Source organism: Rhizobium terrae (genome assembly GCF_003425685.1).
Lineage (GTDB): Bacteria > Pseudomonadota > Alphaproteobacteria > Rhizobiales > Rhizobiaceae > Neorhizobium > Neorhizobium terrae.
The window spans coordinates 58,349-76,543 of sequence record NZ_QJKM01000003.1 but is presented as its reverse complement, the minus strand read 5'-3'; the positions used below and the strand labels follow the sequence as shown (position 1 = coordinate 76,543).

At 63.5% G+C, this 18,195-nt stretch carries 16 protein-coding genes; 8 read left to right on the top strand and 8 right to left on the bottom strand.

Annotation, left to right across the window (positions count from 1 at the left end; genetic code table 11):
• Positions 1-7: 7 nt before the first annotated feature.
• From trpD to DMO26_RS05960, 6 genes are read left to right on the top strand one after another with little or no spacing between them, the layout of a single operon-like run.
• Positions 8-1,036, top strand: coding sequence for an anthranilate phosphoribosyltransferase (gene trpD, locus DMO26_RS05985; RefSeq protein WP_117191132.1), 1,029 nt, complete (start codon positions 8-10; stop codon positions 1,034-1,036).
• Positions 1,037-1,040: 4 nt separating this feature from the next.
• Positions 1,041-1,856, top strand: a complete 816-nt coding sequence (trpC, locus tag DMO26_RS05980) for an indole-3-glycerol phosphate synthase TrpC (protein WP_117191131.1) — start codon at positions 1,041-1,043, stop codon at positions 1,854-1,856.
• Complete coding sequence (moaC, locus tag DMO26_RS05975) at positions 1,856-2,335, top strand: cyclic pyranopterin monophosphate synthase MoaC (RefSeq protein WP_117191130.1); 480 nt, start codon at positions 1,856-1,858, stop codon at positions 2,333-2,335. Before trpC ends, moaC begins: the two co-directional genes overlap by 1 nt.
• A gap of 3 nt (positions 2,336-2,338) precedes the next feature.
• On the top strand, positions 2,339-3,553 hold the full coding sequence (locus DMO26_RS05970; RefSeq protein WP_117191129.1) for a molybdopterin molybdotransferase MoeA: 1,215 nt from the start codon (positions 2,339-2,341) through the stop codon (positions 3,551-3,553).
• 56 nt (positions 3,554-3,609) lie between these two features.
• A complete protein-coding gene (locus DMO26_RS05965) occupies positions 3,610-5,043 on the top strand; it encodes a cryptochrome/photolyase family protein (protein ID WP_117191128.1) in 1,434 nt (477 codons plus the stop codon).
• Positions 5,040-5,219 (top strand): hypothetical protein, encoded by a 180-nt coding sequence (locus tag DMO26_RS05960; protein ID WP_117191127.1) that lies wholly within the window; start codon positions 5,040-5,042, stop codon positions 5,217-5,219. Before DMO26_RS05965 ends, DMO26_RS05960 begins: the two co-directional genes overlap by 4 nt.
• Positions 5,220-5,247: 28 nt before the next feature.
• On the opposite strand, the gene DMO26_RS05955 is transcribed toward DMO26_RS05960, so the two are convergent.
• Together DMO26_RS05955 and DMO26_RS05950 are read right to left on the bottom strand one after the other, a co-directional pair.
• Complete coding sequence (locus DMO26_RS05955; RefSeq protein ID WP_117191126.1) at positions 5,248-5,673, bottom strand: VOC family protein; 426 nt, start codon at positions 5,671-5,673, stop codon at positions 5,248-5,250.
• Positions 5,674-5,764: 91 nt separating this feature from the next.
• Positions 5,765-6,928 (bottom strand): citrate synthase, encoded by a 1,164-nt coding sequence (locus DMO26_RS05950; RefSeq protein WP_226951203.1) that lies wholly within the window; start codon positions 6,926-6,928, stop codon positions 5,765-5,767.
• Positions 6,929-6,986: 58 nt separating this feature from the next.
• Here DMO26_RS05950 and DMO26_RS05945 point away from each other — a divergent pair, with 58 nt between their 5' ends.
• Complete coding sequence (locus DMO26_RS05945) at positions 6,987-8,075, top strand: citrate synthase/methylcitrate synthase (protein ID WP_117191125.1); 1,089 nt, start codon at positions 6,987-6,989, stop codon at positions 8,073-8,075.
• 7 nt (positions 8,076-8,082) lie between these two features.
• On the opposite strand, the gene DMO26_RS05940 is transcribed toward DMO26_RS05945, so the two are convergent.
• The 5 genes from DMO26_RS05940 to DMO26_RS05920 form a co-directional block, all read right to left on the bottom strand.
• Positions 8,083-8,853 (bottom strand): SDR family oxidoreductase, encoded by a 771-nt coding sequence (locus tag DMO26_RS05940; RefSeq protein WP_117191124.1) that lies wholly within the window; start codon positions 8,851-8,853, stop codon positions 8,083-8,085.
• Between the two features lie 135 nt (positions 8,854-8,988).
• Positions 8,989-10,626, bottom strand: a complete 1,638-nt coding sequence (locus DMO26_RS05935) for a CTP synthase (protein ID WP_319025393.1) — start codon at positions 10,624-10,626, stop codon at positions 8,989-8,991.
• A gap of 126 nt (positions 10,627-10,752) precedes the next feature.
• A complete protein-coding gene (gene secG, locus DMO26_RS05930) occupies positions 10,753-11,208 on the bottom strand; it encodes a preprotein translocase subunit SecG (protein ID WP_117191122.1) in 456 nt (151 codons plus the stop codon).
• A 92-nt stretch (positions 11,209-11,300) separates the two neighbouring features.
• Positions 11,301-12,071 (bottom strand): triose-phosphate isomerase, encoded by a 771-nt coding sequence (gene tpiA, locus DMO26_RS05925; protein WP_117191121.1) that lies wholly within the window; start codon positions 12,069-12,071, stop codon positions 11,301-11,303.
• 246 nt (positions 12,072-12,317) lie between these two features.
• Positions 12,318-13,205: an alpha/beta fold hydrolase gene (locus tag DMO26_RS05920; RefSeq protein ID WP_117191476.1), complete on the bottom strand. Its 888-nt coding sequence runs from the start codon at positions 13,203-13,205 to the stop codon at positions 12,318-12,320.
• 195 nt (positions 13,206-13,400) lie between these two features.
• Here DMO26_RS05920 and parE point away from each other — a divergent pair, with 195 nt between their 5' ends.
• Positions 13,401-15,452, top strand: coding sequence for a DNA topoisomerase IV subunit B (gene parE, locus DMO26_RS05915; protein ID WP_117191120.1), 2,052 nt, complete (start codon positions 13,401-13,403; stop codon positions 15,450-15,452).
• Between the two features lie 71 nt (positions 15,453-15,523).
• Here parE and DMO26_RS05910 read toward each other — a convergent pair whose 3' ends face one another.
• Positions 15,524-18,076: an HWE histidine kinase domain-containing protein gene (locus DMO26_RS05910; RefSeq protein WP_117191119.1), complete on the bottom strand. Its 2,553-nt coding sequence runs from the start codon at positions 18,074-18,076 to the stop codon at positions 15,524-15,526.
• Positions 18,077-18,195 lie beyond the last annotated feature (119 nt).

Below are 18,195 nucleotides of genomic sequence, written 5' to 3'. Positions count from 1 at the left end.
GCCGAGTATGCCTGAGCTGAAACCACTTATTGCCAAGGTCGCGAACGGCGAGAGCCTCAGCCGCGACGAAGCCCGCGACGCGTTCGAGACCCTGATGTCCGGCGAAGCGACGCCATCGCAGATCGGCGGCTTCCTGATGGCGCTGCGCGTGCGCGGCGAGACCGTCGCCGAAATCACCGGCGCCGTTTCCACCATGCGCGCCAAAATGCTGCCGGTCGTTGCCCCCGCCGATGCGATCGATATCGTCGGCACCGGCGGCGACGGCCTCGGGACGTATAACATCTCGACCTTGGCCGCATTGATCGTTGCCGGATGCAAGGTTCCCGTCGCCAAGCATGGCAATCGGGCCCAGAGTTCGAAATCCGGCACGGCCGACACGCTGTCGGTCCTCGGCGTCGATCTGGAAATCGGTCCGGAGTTGATCTCCCGTTGCATTGAGCAGGCGGGCATCGGTTTCATGTTTGCCTCCATGCACCATGCGGCGATGCGACATGTCGGCCCAAGCCGGGTGGAACTCGGCACGCGCACCATCTTCAATCTGCTCGGCCCCCTCTCGAATCCGGCCGGCGCCAAGCGCCAACTGCTTGGTGTCTTCGCCCCGAAATGGGTGGCGCCGATCGCCGAGGTGCTGCGCGATCTCGGCTCCGAGACCGTCTGGGTCGTGCATGGTGACGGCATGGACGAGATCACCACCACCGGCATCACGCAGGTGACGGCGCTGGAAGACGGCAAGATCCGCTCCTTCGAACTGACACCGATGGATTTCGGCGTGCAGCCGGCAACGCTTGCCGAGCTCAAGGGCGGCGATGGCACCGTCAATGCCGCGGCTCTGCGGGCTGTGCTGGGCGGCGCGAAAAACGCCTATCGCGATATCTCTCTTTGCAACGCCGCCGCCGCACTCGTGGTTGCCGGCAAGGCGGAAACGCTGATGGACGGCATGAAGCTGGCTGGCCGCTCGCTGGAAAGCGGCGAGGCAGCCGCCGCGCTCGATCGGCTGGTGGCCGTCTCCAACGAAAAGGCCAGGGGAGAGGATTGAGGTCATGACGGATATCCTGAAGAAGATCGAAGCCTACAAGCGCGAGGAGATCGCCGCGGCCAAGGCAAGTGTTCCGTTTGCCGAGATCAAGGCCCGCGCCGCCGGCCAGCCCGCGCCGCGCGGTTTCCACCGCGCCTTGCAGGCGAAGAAGGATGCAGGCCGTTTCGGCCTGATCGCCGAGATCAAGAAGGCGAGCCCCTCCAAGGGATTGATCCGTCCTGATTTCGATCCGCCGTCCCTTGCCGCAGCCTACGAGGCCGGTGGCGCCGCCTGCCTTTCGGTGCTCACCGACAAGCCGAGCTTTCAGGGCGCGCCGGAATTCCTGGCCGCCGCCCGCAACGCCTGTTCGCTGCCGGCGCTGCGCAAGGATTTCATGTTCGAACCCTACCAGATCTATGAAGCGCGGGCCTGGGGTGCCGACTGCATTCTCCTGATCATGGCCTCGCTTTCCGATGCGGAAGCGCGGGAACTCTACGACGTTGCGGCCGAGCTCGGCATGGATGCGCTGATCGAGGTGCATGACGAGGAGGAGACGGAGCGGGCACTGAAACTCCCCTCGCCGCTGATCGGCATCAACAACCGCAACCTGCGCACCTTCGAACTCAGCCTCGAAACCAGCGAGAAGCTGGCGCCGATGGTGCCGGCGGATCGCCTTCTCGTCGGCGAAAGCGGCATCTTCACCCATGCCGACTGCTGCCGCCTCGAAAAGGTCGGAATCGGTACCTTCCTCGTCGGGGAGAGCCTGATGCGCAAGGACGACGTGGCCGCCGCGACCCGGCTGCTGATTACCGGCGACGCCGGAACCTTGGCGGCGGAATAATGGCGAAGCTTACCCATATCGGCGCCTCCGGCGAGGCGCATATGGTCGATGTCGGTGACAAGACCGAAACGGCACGCTCTGCGACCGCCGAAGGTTATGTCCGGATGCAGCCGGAAACCTTGAGCCTGATCCGCGAGGGCAATGCGAGGAAGGGCGACGTGATCGGCACTGCAAGGCTCGCCGGGATCATGGCAGCCAAGAAGACTTCCGATCTCATCCCGCTCTGTCATCCGCTGATGCTGACCAAGGTGTCGGTTGAGATCGCTGAGGACGACACGCTTCCCGGCCTCAGGGTCACCGCCACCGCCAAGCTGACCGGCAAGACCGGCGTCGAGATGGAGGCACTCACCGCCGTTTCCGTCGCCTGCCTGACGATCTACGACATGGCCAAGGCCGCCGACAAGGGCATGGAGATCGGTGGCATCCGCCTTCTCGAAAAGACCGGCGGCAAATCCGGAATTTTTCGCGCAGGGGAATAGATCATGGCGCTTTTGCCCGTTTCCGAAGCGAAAAGCCGCCTGCTAAATCGGGCAAAGCCGATCGAGACGCTTGAGACGGTGCCGCTCGGCGAGGCGAACGGCCGGGTGCTTGCGACCGGTCTCGCCGCCCGCCTCACCCAGCCGCCATTCCATGCATCCGCCATGGATGGCTACGCCCTGAATGCCGCTGACGCCCCGGCGATCGGGACAGAGCTCACCGTCATCGGCAGCGCCGCCGCCGGATATGCGTTCGAAGGCGCGCTCGGCCAGGGCGAGACCGTGCGCATCTTCACCGGCGCGCCGCTGCCGGAGGGTGCCGATTCGATCCTCATTCAGGAGGATGCGGAAAAACTCGAGGGCGATCGCATCCGCACCAGGTTCGAGGTGGTGAAGGGCCGGCATGTCCGCCCGCGCGGCCAGGATTTTTCCGAGGGCGAGATCGTCCTGCCGGCCGGCACCGTGCTCGATTTTTCCCACCTGACGGTTGCTGCCGCGATGAATCATCCAGAACTTCCCGTCTATCGTCGCCCGCGCGTCGCGGTTCTCGCAACCGGTGACGAACTTCTGCCGCCCGGTGAAACGCCGGGAAGCGCCCAGATCATCGCTTCCAATACCTTTGGCATCGCCGCCCTGGTTCGCGACAATGCCGGCGAAGTCCTCGACCTCGGCATCGTCAGGGATCGGCAGGCCGATATTGCGGCGGCCATCGAAAGGGCGCGTAACGAAAAGGTGGATGTCCTCGTCACGCTCGGCGGCGCGTCGGTCGGCGACCACGACCTGGTGCAGTCGACGCTGAAGGCGGCTGGCATGGAGCTCGATTTCTGGCGCATCGCCATGCGGCCCGGCAAGCCGCTGATGGTCGGCGCGCTCGGCGACATGCAGGTGCTCGGCCTGCCCGGAAATCCGGTCGCGAGCCTGGTGACCGGCATGCTGTTCCTGGAACCCCTGCTGCGCAAACTCGCTCGCCTGCCCGAAAGGCAGCGTGAGGTGCAGGGCGTCACCGCCAAGACGCTTGGCCCCAACGACCAGCGCCAGGATTATCTGCGGGCCAGGCTCTCCAGGGACCGCGACGGCAACCTCGTCGCCGAAGCCTTCGAGAAGCAGGATTCGTCGATGATGAAGATCTTTGCCCATTCCGACGGGTTGATCGTCCGTCCCGCCCATGCGTCGGAATTACCGGCCGGCGCCCCCTGCCCTGTATTGCTGCTGAGGCCCTGATCCGATTTCCAGTGAAGTCCGGAACTTGCGGCTGATTGTGCTAAACGGAGAGGCCTTTGTCCGACATTGATCCGGCCCCGGCCATCCTCTGGTTCCGCAAGGACCTGCGCCTCGACGACAATCCGGCCCTGCATGCTGCGGTCGAAGCCGGCGGCCCTGTCATACCCGTCTATATCCGCGAACCCGAGCATCTAAATATCGGTCCGCTCGGCGCGGCGCAGGCGTGGTGGCTGCACCATTCCCTCACCGCGCTCAAGGCCTCGCTCAAGTCGCTCGGAAGCGACCTGATGCTTGTCTCAGGCAGGGCCGAGGACGTGCTCACCGAGATCGCCCGCGAGGCTGGCGCCACAACCGTCTTCGTCAACCGCGCCTACGAGCGCAACGCCTTCGATCGCGATATCGCCGTCGCGCTGAAGGAAAACGGCGTAGCCGTCCGCGCCTTTCACACACAATTGCTGCACGAACCGAAGGCAATCCGCACCGGCTCCGGCACTGCCTTCAAGGTGTTCACACCCTTCTGGAACGGGCTGCAGAAGCTGGGCGAGCCTCCCGACCCGATCGACGCCCCGGCAGAAATCCCGTCGCTCCGGCATCATCCGCGCTCGGAAAGTCTCGACAGCTGGAAACTGCGGCCCGGGAAGCCGAACTGGGCGGCCGATTTCCCGACGATATGGACACCAGGCGAGGCTGCCGCGCAGCAAAAGCTTGCCCGTTTCGTCGACGGCGGTCTGCACGGCTACAAGCGCGGCCGCGATCTTCCGGCCGTCGATGCCACCTCGCTCCTCTCCCCGCACCTGGCGCTTGGGGAAATCTCGCCGGCGCGCATCTGGCACGCTACGAAAGGCCTATCGAAAACGGCTTCGGAGGATGTTGCTCATTTTCGCCGCGAGGTTGCCTGGCGCGACTTTTGCTATGGCCTGCTCATCGAGTTCCCGGCACTCGCTGAAAAGAACTGGGATGCATCCTTCGACGCTTTCCAATGGGAATACGAGGCGGACGAGTTTCGCGCCTGGACAAGGGGACTGACAGGTTACCCGATCGTCGATGCCGGCATGCGGCAGCTCTGGCGCTACGGTTTCATGCACAATCGCGTGCGCATGATCACCGCTTCCTTTCTCATCAAGGACCTGATGATCGACTGGCGAAAGGGCGAAGAATGGTTTCGCGATACGCTGGTCGATGCCGACCCCGCCAACAATTCCGCCAATTGGCAGTGGGTCGCCGGTTCCGGCGCGGACGCATCGCCCTTCTTCCGAATCTTCAACCCCGTCCTGCAAGGCGTCAAATTCGATCCGGATGGCGATTATGTTCGCGCGCATGTGCCCGAACTTGCGAAACTGGACCGCAAATACATCCATGAGCCGTTCGAGGCGCCCCCGCATATCCTGGAAGAGGCCGGCGTCGAACTCGGGAAAACCTATCCCAGGCCGATTGTCGATCATGGTTTCGCCCGCGACCGGGCCCTTGCCGCCTATCGAAATATTCGATGATCACCTATCGACTTCGTCGCCGAGGAGCGTCCAAGCCACATTTCGCGCGACCAGTTCGCCGCCGTGCTTCAGGGGAAAAGACGCTTGCCGATTTCGAAGCGCTGGCGCAGCAGGCCAATGTCATGCTCGACGATCTGGTCTGGTGGACGAATGTGCTGAAGGCCGGCCGTTCGTAGTTCCGGGAATGCAGGGCTGGAGGCGGCGTTATTCGCCGTCCTCGCCGCGTTCGATCAGCACCCAGACATGGCCGGCCGGATCGAAGATCGAGGCGACGAGCCGGTCCTGCATGTCGAGCTGCAGCTTGTCGCGCATGGTCCCGCCTGCTTCCAGCGCCGCTTTCACCAGTGATCGGACATCCGGCACCGTGAGCTGAAAAATGCTGCTCACGGTTCCCGGCGCTTTCGGGTGGAACGGCCCGACATAGGAGGGCGCCGCCTCGCGGACGGGATCTGACCCGCAGATGACGATCCCCATCGGACCGATCTGCATCTCGATCATCGTCAGCCGCAGCATTTCATAACAGTTGGTCTCGACCGCGCCGAACACCGCCGTATAGAAATCCGCCGTCCGGCGCTCCAGCCCCTGTGCCACGAAGAGGCTTAAAGTCAAGCTGAAGTCTTTGCCCATCATTGCCCTGGCCCACCTGATTCCCAGTTCAGGATAGGGGAATATTCATGACAGTGTCATGTTTTCCGGCCCGTGGTCCGCGCTTTTGCAGGACTTATGGGCCGGCATCTGCGTCGGGACCAGCGTAACGCGCGCGGGGCCGGATCAGGTGGCCGCTCTCGACCTGTTCCATCGCATGCGCCAGCCAGCCGGCGGTGCGCGATAGCGCGAAGATGACGAGCGGCGCGTCGTCCGGCAGGTCGAAACCGGCGGCCATCGCCCCCAGGGCAAAATCGATGTTGATCGGCTCCCCGAGCAGTTCCTCTCCGGCCTCGGCAAGCAGGCCATAAAGCGGCGGCGAGTCGAAGCTTTCCATCAGCGCCTTGGCGCGCGGGTCTCCGTGCGGGTAGAGCCGATGCCCGAATGCCCTGACGACGCCTTCCGTCGACAGCATGCCGCGGATCGCCTCGCGCACTCCGACGGAAGCCGCCTTTTCCGCCAGCGCGGTCACGCTGATCCAGGCGCCGCCATGCCGCGGGCCGGTGAGCGTCGCAAGACCGGAAAGCGCGGCGGCGGAAAGCGCGGCCCCCGACGATGCCGTCACCCTTGCCGCAAAGGCGGAGACGTTGAGCTCATGCTCGGCCGCCAGCACCAGCGCCCTGCGGATCGGTTCGGCAGCATCCGGCCTTCGCCAGCCGAATGCCAGCCTCTCGTGCAGCGGCAACGGCTCGCCAAACGGCGCGAGCGCCTGCGCTGCCGTCGACAACACATCCGCCGCCTCCGCCCGCAATACAAAAGTTTTTCGCCGCAGCGCCGGCAGGTCGTTCATCACCCGGGCCGCCAGTCCCGCGAACGCCGCCCTCATCCGCGAGTTCGGCCCTTGGTCCGCACCGCCCGGCTGGATCTCAACCGTCTCGGCATCCCAGAGAAGCGCTGCGACCTGTTCCAGCGTGGCATACCCGGCGAGTTCGACTGCATCACGGCCGCGATACAACAGCCGTTCGTTGGAAATCGAGGAGATCGCCGTCGGCATGACGGGATCGCCCCAGCGGATCGCATCGGCCGCCACCGCTGCCGATTGCCGCCGTCCCGCATTGCGCTTGGCAAGCCGCTTCACGTCGTCGGCCTGATAGAGGCTGCGACGCGGATCGGCCGGGTCCGGTTTTGCGCGGATGCGGCCGCGGCTTACATTGGCATAGAGCGTCTGGGCTTTGGTCCCGAGCAGTGAGAGCGCCTCCTCGGCCGTCAGCCACAATGCGTTCATATTGATCGATTTCATCAAGATTGACGTCAATACACCTAGACCCGATCATCCTTGCCGTAAAGGAGAAACACCCATGAAAAACGGATTGGAAGACGTCATCGCCGCCGAAACCCGGCTGTCGGATGTGGATGGGGAGGCCGGCCGGCTGATCATCCGCGGCATATCCCTGGACCACCTCGTCGAGACGGCGACCTATGAGGATGCCGCCGCATTGCTGCTCGACGGCTTCTTCGAGCAGCCGGTCGCCGCCGGGGAACTGGGCGCGCGCCTCGGCCGGGCGCGCACCGAGGTCTTTGCGCATGTTCGGACGGCAGACGAAGCCCTCGGGAAGATGCCGCCGGTGGATGCCGTGCGCGCCCTCGTCGCCCGCCTGCCGGATGGGGAGGATTTCGATACCGCATTGCGTCTTGCCGCCGCACCCGCCGTCTTCCTGCCGGCCCTGCTGAGGCTCGGCAAAGGCGAGACACCGGTCGCGCCGAACCCCTCGCTCCCCCAGTCGGCCGATATTCTCGCCATGCTGACCGCCGCCCTGCCGTCCCGCGAACAGGTGGCGGCCCTCGATGCCTATCTGGTGACGATCTGCGACCACGGCCTCAACGCCTCGACTTTCGCCTCGCGCGTCATCGCCTCCACCAAGGCGGGCCTGACCTCGTCCGTGCTCGCCGCCATCAGCGCGTTAAAGGGGCCGCTGCATGGCGGCGCGCCGGGTCCAGTGCTCGACATGCTCGATACGATCGGCACGAAAGACAATGCCAGGCCCTGGCTTGCCGAAGCGCTCGACCGCGGTGAACGGTTGATGGGATTCGGCCACCGCATCTACCGGGTTCGCGATCCTCGCGCCGATGCGCTGAAACAGGCTCTGGAGCCGCTCGTCGGTACGGGACAGGTGGACCTTGACCGCATCCGTCTCTCCGAAGCGGTCGAGGAGGCGGCTCTTGTTATCCTGAAGGAGCGCAAGCCCGGCCGGCCACTCGACGTCAATGTCGAGTTCTACACCGCGCTGCTGCTCGATGCCCTGAAATTCCCTCGCGAAGCCTTTACCGGCGTCTTTGCGATCGGCCGCACGATCGGCTGGATCGCCCATGCCCGCGAGCAGGCGCTGGAGGGCCGGCTGATCCGCCCGCGCTCGGTTTATGTCGGCCCGCTGCCGCGGGCGGCGTGATCCGCAGTCACATCTGTATGGACATGCCGCCGTCAACGGTCAGCACATGACCGTTGACGAAGGAACCGGCGTCGCTTGCCAGAAACAGCGCGGCGCCGGCGATCTCTTCGGGCCTGCCCCACCGCTGCAGCGGCACGCGCTGGCGCATGAACGCGATCATCTCGGGGCTTTCGGAGATCGCCGCATTGGTTTCGGTGGCGAACATTCCGGGCGCGATCGCATTGCTCGTCACGCCGAACGGGCCGTATTCGGCCGCAAGGCTTCGGACCAGACCGGTCAGGCCCTGTTTTGCGATCGGATAGATGGCGTCCCCGAGACGCGCCATGCTGCCGATGATCGAGGTGATCGAGATGAGGCGGCCATGGCCCTGCGCCTTCATGATTTCGGCCGCACTGCGGGACAGTCCGATTGCCGAGAGCAGGTCGGTCTGGATCAACTGAAGGATTTCGGCGTCGCTGAATGCCGCAAACGCACGCCTGTCACGGGCGCCCACATTGTTGATCAGGATATCCAGCCGGCCGTGATCCGCGCGAATCTTCGCAATGACTTCGCGGCCGGTATCGAGATCGGCGACATCGAAGGCGACTGCGCTCGCCGCCCCGCCTGCCCCGGTGATCGCGGCTGCTGCCTGTTCGAGCATATCGATCGAGCGGCCGCTAAGCACGACATGCGCGCCGGCCTCCGCCAGGGCCTTCGCCATCTGCAGCCCTAACCCACGCCCGCTGCCGGTGACGAGCGCCACACGCCCCTTGAGAGAAAATCTGTCGAAAATCGTCATGTCGCACCGCTGAAATGAAATGAGCAATGCCGGCGAGCATATGGGATATCGCGGCAGTACCGCCAGTGCGGAAAACCGGCCCTTCGGCCTGATGGAAAAGAGCAGGGCGCGGGCCCTGCTTTTTGTCGGATTTCCTCAGACGAGGCGGCTCTGTTCCAGCGCCGCTTCGATGAAGCTCGCGAAAAGCGGATGCGGATCGAGCGGCCGGCTCTTCAGTTCCGGATGATACTGGACGCCGATAAACCACGGATGGTCCGGATATTCGATCGTTTCCGGCAAGAGCCCGTCCGGCGACATGCCGGAGAACACGAGACCGCAGCTTTCCAGCCGTTCCTTGTAGTCCACGTTCACCTCGTAGCGGTGGCGGTGGCGCTCGGAAATATCGGTCGAGCCGTAGATGTCGGCGATCTTCGTATCCTTCTTGAGCGCCGCCTTGTAGGCGCCGAGACGCATCGTGCCGCCGAGGTCGCCGGAGGCGGAGCGCACTTCCAGCTCATTGCCCTTGACCCATTCGGTCATCAGGCCGACGACCGGCTCCATGGACGGGCCGAACTCGGTCGAAGAGGCTTTCTCGATGCCGGCGAGATTGCGGGCTGCCTCGATGACGGCCATCTGCATGCCGAAGCAAATACCGAAATACGGCACCTTGCGTTCGCGGGCAAAACGCGCCGCGTTGATCTTGCCCTGCGAACCGCGTTCGCCGAAACCGCCGGGCACCAGGATGCCATGCACCTTTTCCAGCCAGGGCGCCGGATCTTCCTTCTCAAAGATTTCCGACTCGATCCACTCGAGCTTGACCTTGACGTGGTTGGCGATACCCCCGTGATGCAGCGCCTCGATCAGCGACTTGTAGGCGTCCTTGAGACCCGTATACTTGCCGACGATCGCGATCGTCACTTCGCCTTCCGGCGTGCGGATGCGGTTGCAGACCTCTTCCCAGGCCTCCAGACGCGGCTTCGGCGCCGGCTCGATGCCGAAGGCGGCCAGAACCTCGTTGTCGAGGCCTTCCCTGTGATAGGCCATCGGCACGTCGTAGATGTTCGCCACGTCGAGCGCCTGGATGACGGCCGACGGCCGCACGTTGCAGAACAGCGAAAGCTTGCGGCGTTCCGCTTCGGGGATTTCCCGGTCGGCGCGAACCAGCAGGATGTCCGGAGCGATGCCGAGCGCTTGCAGTTCCTTCACCGAATGCTGGGTCGGCTTGGTCTTGAGCTCGCCGGCAGCCGGAATATAGGGCATCAGCGTCAGGTGCACGTAGATCGCCGTGCCGCGCGGCAGGTCGTTGCCGAGCTGGCGGATCGCTTCCATGAACGGCATCGCCTCGATGTCACCCACCGTGCCGCCGATTTCGCAGATCACGAAATCGTAGTCTTCGTTGCCCTCGACGACGAAGTCCTTGATCTCGTTGGTGACGTGCGGAATGACTTGGACGGTGGCGCCGAGATAGTCGCCGCGGCGCTCCTTGTCGATGATGTTCTTGTAGATCCGGCCCGTGGTGATGTTGTCGGTCCTGGTCGCCGAACGCCCCGTGAAGCGTTCGTAATGGCCGAGATCGAGATCGGTTTCCGCCCCATCGTCGGTCACGAAGACCTCGCCGTGCTGCGTCGGGCTCATCGTGCCGGGATCGACGTTGAGATAGGGATCGAGCTTCCGAAGCCGAACCCGATAACCTCGGGCTTGCAACAAAGCTCCGAGTGCTGCGGCCGCAATTCCTTTTCCGAGGGAAGAAACCACGCCGCCTGTGATGAATACATATCGCGCCATGGGAGTCACCGGATACCTTCTCATTGGTGATTCCGCCAGCCCAAATCGTCCGGAGACCGAAATCGCCTGTGGAATCTTCACAAAATAAAACCGGCAGGCTTTTGGCCTGCCGGAGCTTGAAACCTCGACCGCGTCTTACTGACCGGTCGGTACACCCGAGGGCGCTGCCGGAGCGGCAGGCGCTGGGGCTGCGGGAGCTGCGCCCGTTGCCGGGGCGGCCGGTGCCGGAGCAGCCGCGCCCGAACCGGTCGGCACGCCGTTGTCGGACTGCGACGGAGCCGGCGGAGTTGCCGGACCGAGCTGGTCGAGAATGCCGCCGCCCGTGCCCTGCTGGCCCTGGGGAATGCGGTTCAGGATGTCGCTCGGACGCGATTCGTAACGCGCCAGAACACCGAGCGCGAGCGAGGTGATGAAGAACAGCGTGGCAAGGATCGCCGTCGTACGGGTCAGCGCGTTGGCCGTGCCGCGCGCCGACATGAAGCCGGAGCCGCCGCCGATGCCGAGCCCGCCGCCTTCGGAACGCTGGATCAGCACGACGCCGACGAGTACCAGCACGATCATGAGATGAATGACGATCAGAACGGTCTGCATATCAAAATCCACGCCTCCGGACGGGAGGCACAATAAGAGGTTGGCGGCTCTTTACATGAGAGCTGCGCGCATTCCAAGCCCTTATGGAAGCTTTAGGCCGTCAGCCCTTCATAGACCCCGTAGATGGCGAGGAAGTCCTTCGCTTTCAAGCTCGCACCGCCGATCAACGCACCGTCGACATTATCGATCGCCATCAGTTCCGCGGCATTGGCGGGCTTCACGGATCCGCCGTAAAGAATGCGCATCCGCCTCCCCTCGTCGCCGAAGAATTCGACCAGTTCCGCGCGCATGAAGGAGTGCGCGACGGCGATATCGGTCGCGGTCGGAGTAAGTCCCGTCCCGATCGCCCAAACCGGTTCGTAGGCGATCACCGTGTTCTCCGCTGTCGCGCCAGGGGGCAGCGAGCCGAAGATCTGCCGTTTCAGCACGTCGAGCGTTTCGTAGGCATCGCGCTGGTCGGCCGTTTCGCCGATGCAGACGATCGCGGTCAGGCCGGCGTCATGCGCCGCCGCCGCCTTGTCGCGGACGATATGATCGGTCTCCCCATGGTCGGTGCGGCGTTCGGAATGGCCGACGATCACATAGGTGCCGAAACAGTCCGCAATCATCTCGGCGGAAATGTCGCCGGTATGGGCGCCCGAAGCCTTCTGGTGGCAATCCTGTCCACCGATCTGCAGCGGGCTGTCGGTCGCGAGCGCCGTCGCCACATAGATGAGCGTCGCCGGCGGGCAGATCAGTGTCTCGACCTTTTCGGACAAAGCGCCCTGAACGCCTTCGGCCATGGCCTTGATTTCGGTCAGGCATTCGCGGGTGCCGTTCATCTTCCAGTTTCCGGCAACGAGCGGGCGCACATCAGGCGTCATCTGCAGTCTTTTCCTCTCCATCGTCCGGCTCCAGTCAGGAGTCGCAACTTCCACGTGCGAAACTTCGCCCTCCGACGTGTTCCATATCCATTCCTATGCTGAAAAACGGCCTTGTTTCAAGACTTTGCTTCCAACGCTCCATTCCATGAGATACGACTGAGGGGGAGCAATTGGTCGTTCCGACCGCCTATCCCGGGATTCAATCGTTTAGAGGTGGTGGAGACCGCCGGAGCAGCGTTATCGGCCCTATCTTTTGGCAGCAAGCACGAAATTGAGCACTTTTCGCCAGTCGACCATGCGGATCGGGGTTCCATGGCCGCCGGTCTCGAACAGGGTGAATCGGACGGGATATCCGACCTTCTGCAATTTCCGGTAGATGTCGATCTGGTCCGTGGACTTGTAGACGCTGTCGGCGCTGCCATGCGCGAAATAAATCGGCAGCCTGAGCTTGACGAACGGCGTCGTCGGCAGTCCGGGATCGGGCGGGCCTCCCAGGAGCGCCATGCCGGCGAGATAGCGTATCGTTTCCTTGTCCCGGCTGATGTGGTGGCAGACGATACCGCCCATCGAGGCGCAGGTAAGGATGACCGGCCGCCCCGAGGACTGTTCGAAAATGTAGCGGATCAGGGCGGCGATATCCGCGACGCCCGTCTCATCGAAAGATCTGACGCTTGGCGCATAATATGTGCCGCCATTGCCGATGGCGAGGTTTTTCAGCCGGTTGAAGTTGCCACCGAACGTGTAGTCGTTGGCGCCGAGACGCCGGTCGCCCCCCCGCCCGTGGATGAAGATCACGCTGAAGGCCTGGTTTTTTGCGCGTCCCACCCTGGTGACATCCATGCGCCGGCTGCCGACGGCGAGCGTTTCGTTTTCCTGATAGGCGCGCACTCCGGTATCGATATAGGCGTCCTTGACGCGCCGTTCCGGTTCGCGGTCGCGTTCGTTGATATCGCGCAGTTCCTTGTAGTCGATCACCTCGTAGGCGCCGTCGTCGCCAGTCTGAATCACCGGCATCTTCGAGAACAACTCGTCCTTGAATGGCTTGACCGGTCCTTGCTGAGCGCCGGCAGAGGCCGCCGAAAGGGCCAAAAACGCCGCAAGAACCGTGCCGAAAATGAAATGAATTGTGGACATGCCGGGCTTCACCTGCTTAGTGCGCGTCGGCCGCCTTGCCATTCAAGGCCGCCCAACGCATTTCTCGAAAACGACCGTTTCCTTGCGGCATCGCGAAAAAGCCGGCTTTCTGGCAGAATCGCGAGTGATTCGAAACAGCACGAGATGGGTATGGCTTCTTCTTCCGCGCCCCGACAGGTAGTACCGACGCAGCCGATGGATGACAATAACGACCTTTTCGCCGACATGCCGATAGCGGCAAAGCCCGTCGCCGTTGAGCCTGCGCCTGCTGTCAAGGCAGAACCTTCGACGCCCCGTCCCGCCTCCACGCAACCGACCGGAGACGACTACGGCGCCTCCTCGATCCGCGTGCTCGAAGGACTCGAGCCGGTGCGCATGCGTCCGGGCATGTATATCGGCGGCACCGACGAAAAGGCCCTGCATCACCTCTTCGCCGAAGTCATCGACAACTCGATGGACGAAGCGGTCGCGGGACACGCGAATTTCATCGAGGTGCATCTGGACGCCGAAGGTTTTCTGACCGTCACCGACAACGGCCGCGGCATCCCGGTCGAAAATCATCCGCAGGTGCCGGGCAAGTCCACCCTCGAAGTCATCATGACCAAGCTGCATGCCGGCGGAAAGTTCGACGGCAAGGCATACGAAACATCCGGCGGCTTGCACGGCGTCGGCGTTTCCGTCGTCAACGCGCTGTCGGATGTGCTGGAAGTCGAGGTTGCAAGAAACCGTAAGCTCTATCGCCAGCGGTTTTCGCGCGGCGTGCCGCAAGGCGGCCTTGAGGAGCTGGGCGACGTCCACAATCGTCGCGGCACCCGCACCCGCTTCCATCCGGACCCGCAGATCTTTGGCGAGCACGCGAAATTCGATGCCGGCCGCATTTTCCGCATGTCGCGCTCGAAGGCCTACCTCTTCGGCGGCGTCGAAATCCGCTGGAGCTGCGATCCGGGTGTCGTGCCCGCCGGCGGCGACATTCCGGAAAAGGCGGTTTTCCATTTCCCAGGCGGGCTGAAGGATTATCTCGGCGCCACCTTGGGCAAAGAATTCACCGTCACCCGCGAGATTTTTTCGGGCCGCACCGAAAAGACCAGCGGCCATGGCGCGATGGAATGGGCGATCACCTGGTATGGTGGCGATCCGCAGCTTCATTCCTATTGCAATACCATCCCGACGCCCGAAGGCGGCACGCACGAAGCGGGTCTCCGCATCGCGCTCACCAAGGGTCTCAAGAACTATGCGGAGCTGACCCAGAACAAGCGCGCCAAGGAAATCACCACCGACGACGTGATGATCTCGGCGGTCGGCATGCTGTCGGTCTTCATCCGCGAGCCGGAATTCGTCGGCCAGACCAAGGACAAGCTTGCCACAGTCGAAGCCCAGCGCCTCGTCGAAAACGCGCTGCGCGACCCCTTCGACCACTATCTCGCCGGCAACCCGAACGAAGCGGCAAAACTGCTCGATTGGGTGATAGAGCGCGCCGAGGAGCGCCTGCGGCGGCGCAAGGAAAAGGAAGTCAACCGCAAGACGGCGGTGCGCAAGCTGCGCCTGCCGGGCAAGCTCGCCGACTGCTCGCAGAGCACGGCCGAAGGTGCCGAACTCTTCATCGTCGAAGGTGATTCGGCAGGCGGTTCGGCCAAGCAGGGCCGCAACCGCGCCAACCAAGCCATTCTTCCCTTGCGCGGAAAAATCCTCAACGTCGGCAGCGCCAGCCGCGACAAGCTTTCCGCCAACCAGCAGATCGCCGATCTCATCCAGGCGCTCGGCTGCGGCACGCGGACGAAATACCGCGAGGAAGATCTCCGTTACGAGCGCGTCATCATCATGACCGACGCGGACGTCGACGGCGCCCATATCGCCTCGCTGCTGATCACCTTCTTCTATCAGGAAATGCCGGAGCTGATCCGCGGCAACCACCTCTATCTTGCCGTGCCGCCGCTTTACGTGCTGCGTCAGGGCGGCAAGACGGTTTACGCTCGCGACGACGCCCATCGCGCGGAGCTGATGGAGACGGTCTTCAAGGGCAAGAAGGTGGAGATCGGCCGCTTCAAAGGTCTCGGCGAAATGATGCCGGCCCAGCTCAAGGAAACCACCATGGATCCGGCCCATCGCACGCTGCTGCGCGTCGCCATCGACGACGTGGATTTCGAGGGAACGCGGGAAGCGGTCGACAATCTCATGGGCACCAAGGCCGAGGCCCGTTTCCGCTTCATCCAAGAACGCGCCGCCTTCGCGGAAAATCTCGACATCTGACGAGAACCTGTTTCGGGCTGTCTACAGCCCGGCCGCTGCCACGATCCGCAATTCCGGAGTGGTCACGGTCCTCAGCTCCGTTCGCCGAGCACCTTGGTGACAGCGCCTATCAGCGTCGCCGCCTCATAGGGTTTGCGCACCACGGGAGCCGAGAAACTGGCGGGGATGATCGACTTGTCGCTGTAGCCCGTCGCAAAAACGAAGGGAATATCCCGGCGCAGCAGCTCCTCGGCGATCGGCAGCGACGTGCCGGAACCGAGGTTGACGTCGAGAATCGCGACATCCGGTGTAAAATCCTTGAGCTTGCGGAAGGCATCGGCCGCGGAAGGCGTGGTCGTCACCTTGTCGAACCCGTGATGGGCGAGCATGGCTTCCACATCCGCCGCGATCAGCATCTGGTCCTCGACCAGCAGCAGTTCGAGATCGGCGAATTTCGGGGCAACGCCGTCCGGCGGCGTAGAATTGCCGCTGTCGTGCGCGGCAGCATCCTCCATCGGCTCTTCCTGGCGATGGACATGCTTGGCGGGAATGAGGAACCGGGCCCTCACGCCTTGTGCGGGATAGTCCACCTTCACCTGACCTTCGAGTTCGTAAGGCACACTGCGATTGATGAGCACGCTGCCGAAACCCGTTCGTGCCGGACGGCTGACTGGAGGTCCGCCGTCTTCCGTCCAGAACAGCTCGCAATCGCCATTCGAAAGCCGCGTCCATTCGATGTCCAGGCGTCCGCCCTCCACCGAGAGCGAGCCGTATTTGGCCGCATTGGTGGACATTTCATGCAGAACCAGGGCCATGACGGAAAAGGCGCGGCTGTCGAGCCAGATACGCGGCCCCTTGAGCGTGACGCTCCGCCGGCCTTCGCCATAGGGTTTCAGTTCCGCGTCCAGCAGTTCGGAAAGGACGCCCCCGTCACCGCCGCGCACCACCTGGTCATGGGCGATGGCGAGCGCCTGGATGCGGCCCTTCAGCGCGTCGACATAGTCTTTCAGACTGACATTCGCATCGACGGAATGGCCGACCAGTGCTTTGATGACCGAAAGGATGTTCTTGACCCGGTGGTTGAGCTCCTCGTTGAGCATGCGCTGGCGGACGTCTGCCTTGCCGCGCTCTTCAGCGAGAAGCTCGTTGTGATGCAGCACGACTTCCACCAGCACGGCACGGATCGCCTCAGCGATTTCCATGTCGCTCTCGGTCCAGGGTTGCGCTTGCTGGCGGGTCATCTCCTTCCAGATCGCAAAGCTCTTGCGCGGCGTCAGCCGGTCGCCGAGCGGCCCCGTCTCGTAGGATTTCTCCGGGTTGCCTGCCCAGTCGAGGGTCTGCACCACTTCGCGGCGGAAGAAAAAGAGATAGTCCCGCGCCCGCTGGGAAAGCGGAATGGCCAGCACGCCACAGGCGACCTCGGGCGGTATCCGCGAACGCGGCAGATCCCGGGAGAGGCTGAAGGTGGACCATATCCTGCCTCCTGCGGCCTCGCCGATGAGTTCCGCCAGTTCGCCCGCCAGATGCTGGGGCGGCACCGTACCTTCGCCCGTCCAGATCCCGTCGAGCCAGAGCGCCACCCCGTCGCAGGGCAGCACCGGGCCGAAATCGCCAAGCGAGGCGCGCAACAATCCGCCGATATCCGCATGATGCGAAGCGGCCTGCAGGAAGCGGTCGAGCGAGCGCCGAGCGCGGCTCGCCGTTTCCATGAGCTGGCGCTGCTTCAATGCGTTGAGATGCAGCGAGAAAAATTCGCCGAAAGTCTCTGCCGCGACCCGTTGCGGCATGGCAAGTACTTTCGGCGAATAGTGGTGGCAGGCAATCAGTCCCCACAATTCGCCGTCGACCACGACCGAGATCGACATGGAGGCGGCAACCCCCATGTTGCGCAGGTATTCGCAATGGATCGGCGAGACGCTGCGCAGATGTGCGAAGGAAAGATCGAGCGCCTCGCCCGCTTCATCGATCTCCGGCATGATCGGTACGCGCAGGTTGCGGGAATCGGAAATCACCCGGATGGTATTCTTGATATAGAGTTCCCGTGCCTGCTTCGGGATGTCGCCGGCGGGGAAATACTGACCCTTGAAGCTTTCGAGGTCGCGCCGCTTGTATTCGCTGACCACCTTGCCGGCGCCGTCCTGTTCGAAGCGATAGATCATCACCCGGTCGTAGCCGAGCATGGCGTAGGTTAGGCGGGCGGCGCTCTCGATCAGCCGGTCGAGGCTGGTGACGTTGCGGATGCGGCTGATCAGCATGCGCGCCACTTCGAGCGGCTGGTCGGAATCGCTGGAAGCGGGTTCGAACTCCAGGATGACCTTCTGGTCGACGCGGTGGATCGAAACGTCGAAACTGCGGCCGGAAGCGATCTTCAACCCGTGCCGCAGCGCCGGCCGCGCCGGATCGTCGGATGTGGCGAGCGCGTTGCGCAGCGCATGCGCGGCCTCGCCGCCGACCACCTCTTCCAATCGTCTCCCGTTCACGTCAGCCGGGACCGAAAGCATGTCCGGCACGTTGGCTGAATGCTGGACGATGACGGCGCCTGCGGCATCGCAGGCCACAAGACATCCATGAGGCTGAATGCTGCCGGGAATATGGATCGGCTCTCGGTCGCAGGTGGTAAGATCGACCGCATCCATGGGGGGCATACCGTAAGTCCCTGAGGTGCTTCCGCGAAAAATGGCGGCGGCCGACACCTCGGTGTTCCGTTGAGGCGCAAATCTGCCGCATCGAAAGGTTATCGTGATACTTCCGGCTCGAGCCGGAG

What these genes read in the sequence shown, in the direction of transcription:
- trpC (WP_117191131.1), top strand. Translation starts at nt 1,041, where the DNA reads ATGACGGATATCCTGAAGAAGATCGAAGCCTACAAGCGCGAGGAGATC.
- trpD (WP_117191132.1), top strand. Translation starts at nt 8, where the DNA reads ATGCCTGAGCTGAAACCACTTATTGCCAAGGTCGCGAACGGCGAGAGC.
- DMO26_RS05910 (WP_117191119.1), bottom strand. Translation starts at nt 18,076, where the DNA reads ATGCCCCCCATGGATGCGGTCGATCTTACCACCTGCGACCGAGAGCCG.
- secG (WP_117191122.1), bottom strand. Translation starts at nt 11,208, where the DNA reads ATGCAGACCGTTCTGATCGTCATTCATCTCATGATCGTGCTGGTACTC.
- DMO26_RS05970 (WP_117191129.1), top strand. Translation starts at nt 2,339, where the DNA reads ATGGCGCTTTTGCCCGTTTCCGAAGCGAAAAGCCGCCTGCTAAATCGG.
- DMO26_RS05955 (WP_117191126.1), bottom strand. Translation starts at nt 5,673, where the DNA reads ATGATGGGCAAAGACTTCAGCTTGACTTTAAGCCTCTTCGTGGCACAG.
- DMO26_RS05950 (WP_226951203.1), bottom strand. Translation starts at nt 6,928, where the DNA reads ATGAAATCGATCAATATGAACGCATTGTGGCTGACGGCCGAGGAGGCG.
- DMO26_RS05945 (WP_117191125.1), top strand. Translation starts at nt 6,987, where the DNA reads ATGAAAAACGGATTGGAAGACGTCATCGCCGCCGAAACCCGGCTGTCG.
- moaC (WP_117191130.1), top strand. Translation starts at nt 1,856, where the DNA reads ATGGCGAAGCTTACCCATATCGGCGCCTCCGGCGAGGCGCATATGGTC.
- DMO26_RS05940 (WP_117191124.1), bottom strand. Translation starts at nt 8,853, where the DNA reads ATGACGATTTTCGACAGATTTTCTCTCAAGGGGCGTGTGGCGCTCGTC.
- DMO26_RS05960 (WP_117191127.1), top strand. Translation starts at nt 5,040, where the DNA reads ATGATCACCTATCGACTTCGTCGCCGAGGAGCGTCCAAGCCACATTTC.
- DMO26_RS05920 (WP_117191476.1), bottom strand. Translation starts at nt 13,205, where the DNA reads ATGTCCACAATTCATTTCATTTTCGGCACGGTTCTTGCGGCGTTTTTG.
- parE (WP_117191120.1), top strand. Translation starts at nt 13,401, where the DNA reads ATGGATGACAATAACGACCTTTTCGCCGACATGCCGATAGCGGCAAAG.
- tpiA (WP_117191121.1), bottom strand. Translation starts at nt 12,071, where the DNA reads ATGACGCCTGATGTGCGCCCGCTCGTTGCCGGAAACTGGAAGATGAAC.